Raw genomic sequence first — 12,397 nt, forward strand, 5'->3', positions numbered from 1 at the left:
AGCTAGGCCGTGGGGGTCGGTTCGTAGGGGTACTCCTCCGGGTGGGACAGGATGTGCTCCCAGCGCCGCGCAATCTCGGCATCCGGCGGCCTGAGCAGGTGGTGCACCAGGTGGAGCGCCGGGAGCAGCAGCAGGATGAACGTGAAGAACCGGAGCATCCCGGTCGCGGCCGAGCCGGGTGCCACGTAGGCGAACATCCCGGCCGTCGCCATTGCCACGGCGAGGCACGACACCGCGGCGTGGATGACCACGCGGGTGATCTCCTCTGCGGTCAGCGGCCAGGACCTGCCCGCAACGCCAAAAGGCTGTACGTGGTACCTGCCCGGCGAGAGCTGGTGAATCCCCATGGCGCGCCTCCAAGGTGGGGACCGGTGGTTCCTTAAGTGTGGTTCCCCGGGAAAACGGGGTCAAGTGGTCGCGTGAGCGGACTGCCACGGGGCCGGTGGCGGTGGAACCGGCTGACACGGGGAGCGTTGTCCGGGATAATTTGTCCCAGGTCCGGAGCGGCCGGCCGGGAAGCCAAGGGGGTCGTGCGATGGGCGATGACCGTGGGAACGCAGGCTCCCCTCGGCGCGGCCCGGTGGTGCTCGGTGTCCGGCCGCGGCAGTCGCCGGAGGCGCAGGACACGGCCCTCTCGCTGGCGGCCGGGCTGGGGTTGGAGTTGGTGTGCGGGTTTGTGCTTTCCGGGGCGGGGCTCTCCGAGTGGAACACTGCGGCGGGGATAGACTACTCCGCCTTGCACGCCGACGAGCGTGAGGAACTCGGCGATGCCGAGGTCGAGGACCTCCGGATCCGGCTGGAACTGGCCCTCGGGGGCACCGGTGTCCGGTGGTCCCTGCGCATCCTGATCGGGGATCCCGCCCGGGCCTTGGGCGGCCTGGCCGCCGACCTGGGTGCCTGCGTCCTGGTCGTCGGCGCGCACTCCCGCAAACCGAGGGGGTTTCACCGTGGCGGATTGCAGCACTCGACGGTGGGGCACCTGCTGGCAGCCCGGAGGATTCCGGTCCTGGTGGTCCCGCCGGCCCGGGCCACGCCCAGGTTCACCACGCTCATGGACCCCTGAACGGGAATGCCCGGATGGCGGTTGGCGGATACGCGACGTATCCGGGTTGTCAGTGTTTAGGGGCCCTCGAACGCCACAGGAGGTACATGAAGTAGGGTGCGCCGACCAGCGCCGTCATGATGCCGGCGGGGATCTGTGCCGGTGCGATCACGGTGCGGCCGATCGTGTCGGCGATCGACACGGTACAGGCGCCGACCAACAGTGCCACCGGAAGTACCCGGGTGTGGCGGGCGCCAACCATTGAGCGTGCGGCGTGCGGGGCGACTAGGCCGACGAAGGCGATGACGCCCACCGTGGAGACGGCCCCGGCCGTGAGCAGGACGGCGCTGCCGAGCAGCAGCAGCCGGCTGGGAACCAGCGGGATGCCCAGCACCCGGGGCGAATCGTCGTCGAGGGCCAGCACGTCCAGGTCGCGGCGCATCCAGACGAGCACCGGGATGACCAGCAGCAGGGCCAGTGCCACCGGGAGCACCGAGGTGAACGAACGGCCGTAGGTGGATCCGGAGAGCCAGGTCAGCGCCTTGGTCTGCGAGTAGGGGTCGGTGCTGACCAGGAGCATTGCGGTGAGGGCGGAGAGCCCGGCGGAGACGCCGATGCCGATCAGCACCAGCCGGCTTTGCTGCAGGCCGCCGCGCATCGCCAGCCCGAAGACCAGCAGCGCAACCAGCCCCGCGCCGAGCAGGGCCGCGCCGGTGACGGCCCACGCGCCGGCCATCGGCACCATGGTCAGCACCAGGATTGCCGCCAGCCCGCCGCCGCCCGACACACCGAGGATGCCCGGTTCGGCCAGGGCGTTGCGCGAGACGGTCTGCACCAGGGTGCCTGCCAGTGCCAGTGCGGCGCCGGCCAGCACCGCCGCCAGCACGCGTGGCAGGCGCGTGCCGAGCACCGCGCTGACCGTGTTTCCGGCTTGCCCGGTCAACCAGTTCTGCACGTCGCCCAGCAGCAGCTTGGCATCGCCCAGCAGGGCGCCGGCGACCAGCAGGCCGGTGAGCAGGAGCCCCAGTCCCAGCAGGACCGCGAGGAACACCCGGGTGCTGCGGATCTTGGCCAGCGCGTCGCCTCCGCTGTTCAGCGAGGCGTCGTTCATGCGCATGGCCAGCAGCACCAGGAAGACGGCGCCCAGCAGCGTGGTGACAACGCCGGTGGGGACCTCGACGCCGGCCTTGGCTCCGAGCACCACGCGCACCAGGACATCGGCACCGATCACGATGACCGCGCCCATGAGCCCGGAGAGCGGCAGCAGCGCACGGTGCCGGCCCAGGCCGGGGACCTTGCTGCTCAGCAGCCGGACGATGGCCGGGGCGCAGAGGCCGACGAACCCGATCGGGCCGGCCAGCGAGACGGCGGCCGCGGAGAGCAGCACCGCCATGAGCACCGAGACAAGCCGCGCCACGCGCGGGTCGGCACCGGCGAGCCGGGAGGCGTCGTCGCCCAGGCCCAGCAGGTCCAGGCGCCGGGCCATGAGCATCAGCACCAGGACCGCGACGCCGATGACCGGGGCGAGCTGGACCAATTCGTTGGTGCGGGTCTGCACGATGCTGCCGTTGCCCCACGCCAGCAGCCCCGTCGTTTCCTGGCTGAAGAGCAGGATCAAGGCGCTGGTGATGGAGCCGAGCCCGAGGGCCAGCGCCGAGCCGGCGAGCACCAGGCGGATGGGCCCGGAGGAGCCGTTGGCCCCGGCCCCGGAGAGTGCCAGCACCAGTGCCGCAGCGGCGAGCCCGCCGACGAAGGCCACGGAACCGGAGAGCAGCGGCGGCAGGCTGATGCCCATGACGGCGACGGCGACGATGCCCAGATGCGCCCCCGCGTTCACCGCCAGGGTGTCTGGGGAGGCGAGGATGTTTCCGCTGGCCGACTGCATGGCGGCCCCTGCCACGCCCAGGGCGATGCCCACCAGCAGGCCGGCGAGCAGCCGAGGGACGCGCGAGGCAACCACGACGGCCGACTCCTGTTCCCCGCCCTGCCCGGTGAGCACACCCAGGAGGTCGCCCAGCCCAAGCGTTGCCGTGCCCTGGGTCAGGTGCACGGCGGAGAGCAGCAGAAGCAGCGCCAGCGAGGCGCCGGCGAGCGCCCCGACGGACCGCCGGGATCCCCGGGGCGTCCCGGGGACGCCCCCGGCCGGTGCCGGTGGGCGGGTGGTTTCCATGACCATGGGTCGACTCACGAACGCTGCTTCTTTGCTGTCTGCGGGGTGGGCTGGGCGGGGTGTGCTGCTACTTGGTGAGCTCTGCGACGATGGCGTTGACGTACTGCGTCATCGAGGCCGGGCCGCCGAACATCCAGATGCCGTCTTCCAGGCGGTGCACGTTGCCGGCCTTGACGAAGTCCAGCGACTTCCAGATGGCGTTCTTCTCCAGCTCGTCGACGAAGTCTCCGTCGGCGTTGTTGGTGATGTAGACGAAGTGGTCGGCCTTCACGGTGGTCATGCCCTCGACGTCGCTCGATGCCAGGCCGTAGGCCTCGTCGCCCTTCATCTCCCACGGGGAAACGAGTCCCAGCTCGGTGTTGATGTCCGTGAGCAGCGAGCCCTTGACGAACGGGCGGATGGACACGGCGCCGTCGGCAACCCAGCCGTCGGCGAAGGCAACGCTGGCGCCCTTGAGCCCTGCGGCTTCCAGCGCCGTGCGGCCGGAGGCCACGGCGGACTCGTAGTCGGCGACGACCTTAGCGGCCTTCTCCTGGCTGCCGGTCAGCGTGGCGACGGTGTTCAGGTTCTCGATGGCCTGGCCGATCTGGTTGGAGGCGTCGGCGGACTTCAGCACGACGACCGGGGCCAGTTCCTCCAGCTGTGCCACGGCTGCCTCGGGCAGGTCGGTGGTCGCCACGATGACGTCGGCGTCGAGGGCCGCGACGGTGTCGATGCTCGGCTCGCCGCGGGTTCCGATGTCCTTGACGCTCTCGTCGAGCTTTGCGACCTGGACCCAGGCGTTGTAGCCCTTCACGTCCGCGGCGCCCACAGGCATGGTGCCCAGCGACGCCATGTTTTCCAGGACGTTCCATTCGGTGCCGACCAGGCGGGTGGCGGGGGAATCAAGGGTGATGGTCTTGCCGCGTGCGTCGGTGACGCTGATGGCGGCGCCGGAGGCCGAGGGGGTTGTGGCTTCCGAGGCCGGGGCCTCGGTGCTTCCGCAGCCGGTCAGTGCGAGGCTGCCGGCCGCCACGAGGGCAAGGGTGAGCGAGTGTAGCTTCTTCATTTTTTCCTTCGGGGTGTTGAAAGGGATGTCTTAGTGGGCGGGCAGTGGTGCCGTGCTGTGCCGGCCCAGGGCACGGGCCCGCACGCGTTTGGTGAATGGATCGATGTGGGTGACGATTTCGATGCCGTAGACCTCCGTCAGGAGTTCCGCCTCGAGGGCCTCGTGGGCCGGGCCGACCTTCATGATGCGTCCGGCGCTGAGCACGGCGATCTCGTCCGCAATGTCCGCGGCTTCCCCGAGGTCGTGCAGCACCAGCCCCACGGCAACTCCGTGCTCACGGGCAAGCTCGTGGACCAGGTCGAAGATCTCCACCTTGTAGCGCAGGTCCAAGTGGTTTGTCGGTTCGTCAAGCAGCAGCACCGAGGTGTCCTGGGCGAGCGCGCTGGCCATCCAGACCCGCTGCAGCTGCCCGCCGGAGAGTTCCTGCACGCCCCTGTCGGCGAGGTTGGCCACCCCGGTCATTTCCATGGCCCGGTTGATGATTTCCTGCCCGTTCGGGTCGGCGGTGCGGAAGCGCCCGCGGTAGGGGTGGCGCCCGAACTCGACGACCTCTCGCACGCTGAGGCCGTGGGGCACCGGACGGCTCTGCGACAACAGGGTCACGCGCTGGGCAAACTCGTTGCGCTTCATGGCCAGGGCGTCAACCGCGTCGCTGCCGGGCCCTGCCAGTTCGATGCTTCCCGCATTGACCCCATGCAGGCGGGCCATGGCACGCAGAAGCGTTGACTTGCCGCTGCCGTTGGGTCCTACGAGTGCGACGATTCGCCCGGGACTCAAAACGAGTCCGGCCCCGTGGACCACGCGCGTGGATCCGTAGCTCAAGTCCAGGTCCTGGGCGCTGAGCGTGTCTTTGGTTTTGCAATCAATCACACCACAGCATAAAGCAAGGCTTGCCTAAGTTTGCAAATTTAGGGTTGGTAAACATTACGGAATAAAGCATGGCCTGCCTTGGGTGCCGGCCGCCACGCGGCCGCGCCCTTGCGGCGTTGCCGAATGGGCGGTGCGTGCGGGAAGCACAAAGGCCTGCACCGCCGGGATTTCCGGTGGGCAGGCCTTGGCCGCGGGTCGGCTGGAATGCAGCGGGTTTGTTCGGGTCTCAGTGCCCGAACGGCACTGCACACGGTCGGCTACGGGGGAGGTGCGTGGGCATTCCGCGGCCCGGATCAGGCGCGACCCCGTGTGAGGAAGGAAGCCATGTTTCCCCACACGACCTTCTGTTCCTGCCGGTGGACGGTACTCTTGGCCCCGAGCGGATGGCGCGAGCGGACGATCTCGAGGCCGGGGTGGCTGCGTGCCAGTTCCGGCAGCACGGCATCCGCGGCGTCCCTGGCCTTGCGGCCCAGCAGCATCAGCAGGCGCAGGTCGGTCATCAGTGCCATGACCTCCAGCAATGCGCGTCCGCCGTCCAGTGCTTCCTCGGGCGTCAGGTCCTTTTTGGTTTCCCGGGGCCACGGATAGCCGTTCCAGGGGCAAAGGTCCGCCGGGTCGATCCCGAATTCCGTCATCAGGTGCCGTTGCCGGTCGGAGGCTCGGTCGGGGTTCCTCACGCAGAGGAAGTCGGGGACGAGCGCCTCCTCGCCGGGGTCGTTCAGGACGCACAGCACCGGGGCATTGATCCCTCCGTGCCAGGGTGCCGCGAGGGGGAGGCGGACGGGCCCCTTGGCCTGGCCAAGGCGCTCGATCAATTCGTTGATCGGTGCCACGTGGGGTTCCGCGGAACCCGCGAGCTGCCCGGCCCAGAAGGGGTCCCCGGGGTGTGCGCGCTTCCACTGGTCTGCGACTGCCATGGTGTCCTTTGTCGTTGCTGGCCCCCACGGGGCTTTCGGCGCCGTTGTCGCCGGCGGGGAAACGGGTGCCGGTGCTAGGAATCCAGCCAGGACTCGAGGCCGCCGAGGATCAGGTCAAGTCCTCCGTCGAACTGGCTCCCGAAATCATAGCCGGGTTTCATGACCACCTCTGTTGCGGTCTCCAGCAGGTGCGGGTAGCGGCCCGAGTCGAAATACTTGACCATCTCGGTGGCCACTTCCGAGACCTTTGACGCATCGCCGCCGGGCAGCGTCGACTCCTGCAGGACGAACCCGTAGATATAGCTGTCCAGCAGGGCGTAGGCGCGGGCGGCCAGCTCGACGGTGAACCCCGCGTGGCGCAGGATGCCGAGCGTGTCGTTGTGGTGGCGCAGGGTCGCCGGTCCCGGGGAGGTCCGCGACTCGATGAGACCCAGCGCCCACCGGTGCCTGGCCAGCGTCGAGCGCATGGTTTCGGCCCGGTCGCGCATGGCGTCCTGCCAAGGGCCCGCTTGGCGGGAGCGGGCTGCGTCGGCTTCCGCAAAGACCATGTCGACCAGGCCGTCGAGGATCTCGGACTTCTTGGACACGTAGTAGTACAGGGACATCGGTTTCACGCCCAGGGCGGTGGCCAGGGAGCGCATCGTGAGGGACTCGAGGCCTGCCCGGTCGGCCAGCGCGAGGGCTTGCTCGAGCACCAGGTCGCGGCTGAGTTGCGGCTTGCTCCCGCGGAGCCCCGGGGTTTCAGTGGCTGAGGATTCCGTGGTCATGGTGAGCCCAGCCTATCGCATTTTCGTACTATGTACGGTACCTTTCGTACATAGTACGAAATCACGGCCGCGGCTCCGCGGCCACCACGAACGAGGCGGGACGGGCCATGGAAAATCAATTCGGCACCCAGGATGCAGGATCCGCGCCGGAAACCGGCGACCAGGCAGGCGCACAACCCGGAGGTGCGGTGCCGGAGAAGATGCGGGCCGTGGTCTACACACGCTACGGCGGGCCCGAGGTGCTGGGAATCTCCGAGGTCCCGACGCCAGTGACACGTGCCGGGAAGGTCCTGGTACGGGTCCGTGCCGCGGGGCTCGACCGTGGCACGTGGCACCTCATGGCAGGGGAGCCGCGCGCTGTGCGCCTGGCGACGGGGCTGCGCTCCCCGCGTATGGCGGTCCCGGGCATCGATTTTGCCGGCGAGGTCGTGGAGGCGGGGGCCGGCGTTTCGGGTTTCGCCGCAGGGGACAGGGTTGTGGGCGTGGCGGCTGGATCCTTCGCCGAATACGTCCTGGCCGATCCCCGCAAACTGGTCCAGCTGCCCGAAGGCATCGCCTGGGAGCAGGCCGCAACCCTGCCGACCTCCGGGGTGACGGCACTGCAGGCACTGCGCAAGGCGGGGGACCCGGCCACGGGCGCCCGAGTGCTGGTGACCGGTGCTGCGGGCGGGGTCGGGTCCTTCGCCGTGCAGCTGGCAAAGCTGCGCGGGGCCCACGTCAGTGCCGAGTGCTCGGCGCCCAAGGTGGATTTCGTCGGCTCGCTCGGCGCCGACGTGGTGCACACGCGTGCCGGGGGCGGCGCTTACGCCCGAGATGCCGTCTACGACGTCGTCATCGACATTGCCGGCAACCCGTCGATCTCCACCCTCCGACGGATCCTGGCTGGCAAGGGAAGGGTTGTCATCGTCGGGGCCGAGGCGCCCGGACCCAGCCTGACCGGCATGAACCGGCAGATGCGGGCCGTCGTGCTCTCACCTTTCCTTCGCCAATCCCTGTCCATGCTGGTCTCCGTGGCCAAGGCCCGGGACCTGGCCGAACTCGTGGAACTGGTTTCCGCAGGCAAGGTCACGGGCAGGATCGACAGGACGTTCGCCTTGGAAGAGGCGCAGGCGGCAATGGAACTCCTGGTTGCCGGCGAGGTGCGCGGCAAGGTCGTGTTGGTGCCCTGAACCTGTTTGGGGGCGGGATCCGGCCCCGAACGGACCGGATCCCGCGCCCCGGACTGCAGCGACGCAGTCCAGGGCGCGGCCGCCGGGGTTGCGGGCCGTGCGCCTAGACGGCGGACCAGCCGCCGTCGGATGCGAGGACCACGCCGTTGACGTTGCTGCCGTCGTCGCTGAGCAGGAAGGTGATCGATGCGGCAAGCTGCGCCGCGGTGGCCGGGGCCGGGATGTTGGCACCCATCAACGGGCCCAGGACCTCGATGGCCATCGGTGAATCCATCGGGGCCTCGATGTTGGTGATGGTGGCACCCGGGGCCACGGCATTGAAGCGCAGACCCTTCTTGCCGTAGATCACCGCGGAGTTCTTGGTCATCCCGATGACCGCGTGCTTCGAGGCGGTGTAGGCGGCGCCGGCGGCTGAGCCGCGCAGGCCGGCCTCCGAGGAAATGTTGACCACCGAGCCGGTTCCGGCCTCGAGCATCACCGGAACCACCGCGCGGGTCAGGCGCATCGTTGCGTTGACGTTGATGTTGAACACGCGGTCCCAGGTGGCGTCGTCGACCTCGTGGACCGGCTGGAACCTGTCCATGATCCCTGCGACATTGGCCAAGGCGTCGATGCGTCCGTCGGCCGCGGAAACCACCTTGGAGATCGCCTCCTCGAAGTGACTATTGCAGCGTCGTCGTGGACGATTTAATGCTGCTGCGACGCCTAACACAGATTGTCTATGCGCATAGAGTTTTGAGCTTGGGGACTCGTCATCACGTTCGCTGAGATAGGTAAGAGGTTGACCAAAATGTCCTGTCAGTAGGTGGTCAGGTTTGATTCCTCGCTGAGGATTGTTGAATATGCGAGGTGTCAGCGAGACCGAGTCTCCGTGGCTAAACCGGCATGACTGGGATGGTGCTATCGCGCACTTCAGTGAATGTGATTGTCGTTTCAAACCATTTAGTGCCTTGATTTAGCATTCGATAGGCAGGTCCATCGGTCGGCCACTATGTGTAAGTTTGAAGTTCAAGTAGTCAAAAGCGCCGCCGCAGATGCATGGAGCGTCCGCTGTACCAGGAGGTCATATGGGAGTTTGGTCCACGTTGGAACTGACGAACATTGGTGCTGACCTCGATTATCGAGATGAGCCCTTGGGACAAAAGGATAAGAGCTGGGTACAACTCCAAGATGAATCGGTCTGGCTTTTCAAGTTTGTACGCAATTCGGACGGTTGGTATCGAGGTGAAGATTGGGCCGAATGGTGTTACTACGAGCTTGCCAAGTCGTTGGGTATTCCAGCCGCAGATATTCAGCCTGCCACGATTGACGGCAAACGGGGCATCCTTTCGCGCAACATTGCGGAAAAGAACGAACGATTGGTTCATGGGAACGAGCTGCTCTACCAGGCTATTGAGGGATACGAAAAGGAACAGGGGCGTTCGAACCCGAACTATACGGTGGCATCAATTTTTGACGCTTTGAAGAGCGTCAAAGCTTCCGCTGAATCTCACCCATGGGAGGCGGTCTCGACCGGTTTTGAAGGTCTCACAACCTATTTGATTTTGGATGCTTTGACAGCAGCTCGAGACAGGCATCATGCGAACTGGGCTCTCTTGCAGAGCGATTCTGGATATGCTCTTGCTCCTTCATTCGATCACGGAAATGCTTTGGGCTTCCAAGAGTCAGGCGGGAGGATTGCGCAGATTTTGAGCAACCCGGACGGTGTGTCCCGTTGGGCAGCACGTGGGAAGAGTCCACATTTTGCAGGGAAGCCGTCGCTCGTGGACGTCGCGCTCGAAGCAATTCAACAGTGTGGCGGAGCATTCAAAGACGAATTAAGATTTAGGTTGGCAGGAGACCACGAAGTATTGTTGTCGGAGGTCGTCGCTACAGTTCCTGATCAGATAATGACACTCGAACATAAGCAGTTCGTAACCGCTCTGTTTCGGCACAATCGAAGGAGGATCAACGATGCGCTCAAGTAGAGAAGTCGTCCCAGATATCGACATTCATCAAGTATCACGCTCGCTGTGGCTTATTTGGAAACATCCGGATACCGGCCGCTATTCGCGTGTTGGCCAGTTGGATAGTCTAAGTACCGGCGAGTTTGAGTTTTCGTATGAGGACGTAACGTTGTTGCCGCCAGAGTTTGCACCATTGGCTGAATTTCCCGATGTTAATAGACAGTACAGAGGACCGGGACTGCCAGCGTTCTATGCGAATCGAGTCATGTCGGATACTCGCAGCGCTTATGGCCAGTACATGGACTGGCTAGGTTTGGATCCGAATACTCAAAACGTTCCGATCGAGATACTTGCAAGAACTGGTGGTGAGAGAGCTACTGACACCTTCCATGTCGTTGAGCGACCACTTTCTGCCGAAGAGTTCTCAAGCTACTTCTTCGTGTCGGGAATTCGCTACACCGGATTTGAGATTAGTAGCGGGTCAGTGGCGCTTGGGGACAAGTTGCGGATCGTGCCTGAACCTGAAAATCCATTCAATAGTCATGCAATTGTTCTCGAATCAAAAAGAAGCGAAAAAATTGGATGGATACCGGATTGGATGCTCGCGGTATTTCCGACTTCCGACGCGAGCAATGAACTTGTGATCACTGTCGAGAAAATTAATATCGATGCGCCACATCGAATGCAGCTTCTCTGCAATGCGACCTGGAGCTCACTCTAGTTCTTCGCAGATCCATTCAAAGATCGTGAATGATCTGAGATGAACTACGGTGTCGTTTCGGCCTGCAACATGAGTAATTCCAACCACTCATTGGGACTGCTAGAACCCCAATCGACGTGCATTACGGCTGAATTTTCGATCCATCAACATGTGTGCTTTTCGACACGCGGCGGCCCGAATGTGCCGGGTGGTCGGCGCCCGAGTGAACTTTCTGGCATAATGGACAGGTACTCGATTTGATGTGGCCCCTCTCTCCGCGTCGGATCCTGTCCTTTTTGAGTCTCTGCGGTATGGCCCGCCCCACGGGTGCAGAAACAGGGACTCGCCCATGTTGAGAAACAGGAGTGACCACTAAAGTGGCCGTTAAAATTCGTCTGAAGCGCTTCGGCAAGATGCGCGCACCGTTCTACCGTATCGTCGTCATGGATTCGCGTTCCAAGCGCGATGGCCGTGCGATCGAAGAAATCGGCAAGTACCACCCGACCGAAGAGCCTTCGTTCATCGAGGTCAACTCGGATCGTGCACAGTACTGGCTCTCCGTCGGCGCCCAGCCGACCGAGCAGGTTGCCGCGATCTTGAAGATCACCGGTGACTGGCAGAAGTTCAAGGGCATCGAGGGCCAGGAAGGCACCTTGAAGTTCAAGCAGCCGAAGCCTGCTTTCGTTGTTCCGGAGAAGGGCTCGGTCATCCTGCCCGAGGCCATCACCAAGAAGGCTGAAAAGCCTGCTGCTGAGGCCGTTGAGGCAGAAGCAACCGAGGCTGAGTAACCAGTGCTCGTAGATGCGCTGGATCACCTGGTACGTGGCATCGTAGACACCCCCGACGACGTGCAGGTCGCGTTGAAGGGAAACCGTCGCGGTGACATCCTCGAGGTGCGTGTGCACCCCGAGGATCTCGGTCGGGTCATTGGACGTCAGGGTCGCACCGCGAAAGCGTTGCGCACCGTGATTGCCGCTCTGGCGGACGAGCCAATCCGTGTTGACGTAGTCGACACGGACCGTCGCCGGTAGCCAGCCTCTGACACATATTTTTGTGTAGCTGTGGTCCCACCTTCCCGCAGGGGAAGCGTGGGGCCACAGTGCGTTAACGGCACCGCCCACGGTGCCGCCCCGCGCGTGCCGGAAAGCGGGCAACGCGCGGCCACGTAAGATTGAAGCAAGACCCCTACCCCGGCACCGGAATCCCGGAGCCCCCCGTACTTCAAGGAGAAAACGCATGCGCCTGCAGGTCGCCCGCATTGGCAAGCCACACGGTATCCGCGGCGAGGTGACGGTGCAGGTCCTCACCGACGCGCCGGAGGACCGTTTTGTCCCGGGCGCAGTGTTCGAGGTCGAGCACCCGGGCCTGAAGCAGCTCACCGTCGAGGGAGCGCGCTGGAACAAGGACATCCTGCTGCTGGCCTTCGAGGAAGTTCCGGACCGCAACGTCGCCGAGACCGTCCGCGGCGCCAAGCTGTTCATCGAGGCCGCCGATGTCGAGGACGAAGGCGAGGGCTGGTACGAACACGAGCTCGTGGACCTCGAGGCCCGCGTGGGCGAGGAAGTCATCGGCAAGGTCACCGCGCTGCGCACCAACACCGCCCAGGACCTGCTGGTCGTCGAGTCGCCCGCGGGCGACGAGTTCTACATCCCGTTCGTCGAGGACATCGTACCCGAGGTCAACCTCGAGGGCGGCTACATCCTGCTGACCCCGCCGGCGGGCCTCTTCGACATCAACCGCGACGACGCCTCGGGCGAGGAAGCATAGC

14 protein-coding genes are annotated in these 12,397 nt (G+C 65.0%); 7 read left to right on the forward strand and 7 right to left on the reverse strand.

Annotated features, from left to right (window positions below):
• Positions 1-2 precede the first annotated feature (2 nt).
• The gene (locus ACSYDW_RS08815; RefSeq protein ID WP_438338347.1) at positions 3-347 is read right to left on the reverse strand and encodes a hypothetical protein; all 345 of its coding nucleotides are present in this window, start codon (positions 345-347) and stop codon (positions 3-5) included.
• Between the two features lie 188 nt (positions 348-535).
• Between ACSYDW_RS08815 and ACSYDW_RS08820 the strand changes: the two genes are divergently transcribed.
• Positions 536-1,063, forward strand: coding sequence for a universal stress protein (locus ACSYDW_RS08820; RefSeq protein ID WP_438338348.1), 528 nt, complete (start codon positions 536-538; stop codon positions 1,061-1,063).
• A gap of 49 nt (positions 1,064-1,112) precedes the next feature.
• Here ACSYDW_RS08820 and ACSYDW_RS08825 read toward each other — a convergent pair whose 3' ends face one another.
• The 5 genes from ACSYDW_RS08825 to ACSYDW_RS08845 form a co-directional block, all read right to left on the reverse strand.
• Positions 1,113-3,218, reverse strand: coding sequence for an iron ABC transporter permease (locus tag ACSYDW_RS08825; protein ID WP_438338390.1), 2,106 nt, complete (start codon positions 3,216-3,218; stop codon positions 1,113-1,115).
• Between the two features lie 61 nt (positions 3,219-3,279).
• Positions 3,280-4,260, reverse strand: coding sequence for an ABC transporter substrate-binding protein (locus ACSYDW_RS08830; RefSeq protein ID WP_438338349.1), 981 nt, complete (start codon positions 4,258-4,260; stop codon positions 3,280-3,282).
• Between the two features lie 30 nt (positions 4,261-4,290).
• Entirely contained in the window at positions 4,291-5,130 is an 840-nt protein-coding gene (locus ACSYDW_RS08835) for an ABC transporter ATP-binding protein (RefSeq protein WP_438338350.1), read from the reverse strand.
• A 293-nt stretch (positions 5,131-5,423) separates the two neighbouring features.
• Positions 5,424-6,047 (reverse strand): uracil-DNA glycosylase family protein, encoded by a 624-nt coding sequence (locus ACSYDW_RS08840; RefSeq protein WP_438338351.1) that lies wholly within the window; start codon positions 6,045-6,047, stop codon positions 5,424-5,426.
• A gap of 74 nt (positions 6,048-6,121) precedes the next feature.
• The gene (locus ACSYDW_RS08845; protein ID WP_438338352.1) at positions 6,122-6,814 is read right to left on the reverse strand and encodes a TetR/AcrR family transcriptional regulator C-terminal domain-containing protein; all 693 of its coding nucleotides are present in this window, start codon (positions 6,812-6,814) and stop codon (positions 6,122-6,124) included.
• 107 nt (positions 6,815-6,921) lie between these two features.
• Between ACSYDW_RS08845 and ACSYDW_RS08850 the strand changes: the two genes are divergently transcribed.
• Positions 6,922-7,983 carry an NAD(P)-dependent alcohol dehydrogenase gene (locus ACSYDW_RS08850; RefSeq protein ID WP_438338353.1) on the forward strand — a complete coding sequence of 354 codons (1,062 nt, stop codon included), beginning with the start codon at positions 6,922-6,924 and terminating at the stop codon, positions 7,981-7,983.
• A 103-nt stretch (positions 7,984-8,086) separates the two neighbouring features.
• Here the strand turns inward: ACSYDW_RS08850 and ACSYDW_RS08855 are convergent, their stop codons facing one another.
• A complete protein-coding gene (locus ACSYDW_RS08855; RefSeq protein ID WP_438338354.1) occupies positions 8,087-8,695 on the reverse strand; it encodes an SDR family oxidoreductase in 609 nt (202 codons plus the stop codon).
• A 373-nt stretch (positions 8,696-9,068) separates the two neighbouring features.
• Here ACSYDW_RS08855 and ACSYDW_RS08860 point away from each other — a divergent pair, with 373 nt between their 5' ends.
• The 5 genes from ACSYDW_RS08860 (at position 9,069) to rimM (ending at position 12,396) form a co-directional block, all read left to right on the forward strand.
• A complete protein-coding gene (locus tag ACSYDW_RS08860; RefSeq protein WP_438338355.1) occupies positions 9,069-9,950 on the forward strand; it encodes a HipA domain-containing protein in 882 nt (293 codons plus the stop codon).
• Positions 9,937-10,650, forward strand: a complete 714-nt coding sequence (locus tag ACSYDW_RS08865; RefSeq protein ID WP_438338356.1) for an HIRAN domain-containing protein — start codon at positions 9,937-9,939, stop codon at positions 10,648-10,650. The genes ACSYDW_RS08860 and ACSYDW_RS08865 overlap by 14 nt, the downstream gene beginning before the upstream one ends.
• Positions 10,651-11,006: 356 nt before the next feature.
• Positions 11,007-11,417, forward strand: a complete 411-nt coding sequence (gene rpsP, locus ACSYDW_RS08870) for a 30S ribosomal protein S16 (RefSeq protein ID WP_387523575.1) — start codon at positions 11,007-11,009, stop codon at positions 11,415-11,417.
• Between the two features lie 3 nt (positions 11,418-11,420).
• Complete coding sequence (locus ACSYDW_RS08875) at positions 11,421-11,660, forward strand: RNA-binding protein (RefSeq protein WP_209996586.1); 240 nt, start codon at positions 11,421-11,423, stop codon at positions 11,658-11,660.
• Between the two features lie 205 nt (positions 11,661-11,865).
• Positions 11,866-12,396, forward strand: coding sequence for a ribosome maturation factor RimM (gene rimM, locus ACSYDW_RS08880; RefSeq protein ID WP_438338357.1), 531 nt, complete (start codon positions 11,866-11,868; stop codon positions 12,394-12,396).
• Position 12,397 lies beyond the last annotated feature (1 nt).

The sequence above is a fragment of the Paeniglutamicibacter selenitireducens genome (assembly GCF_051550675.1).
Lineage (GTDB): Bacteria > Actinomycetota > Actinomycetes > Actinomycetales > Micrococcaceae > Paeniglutamicibacter.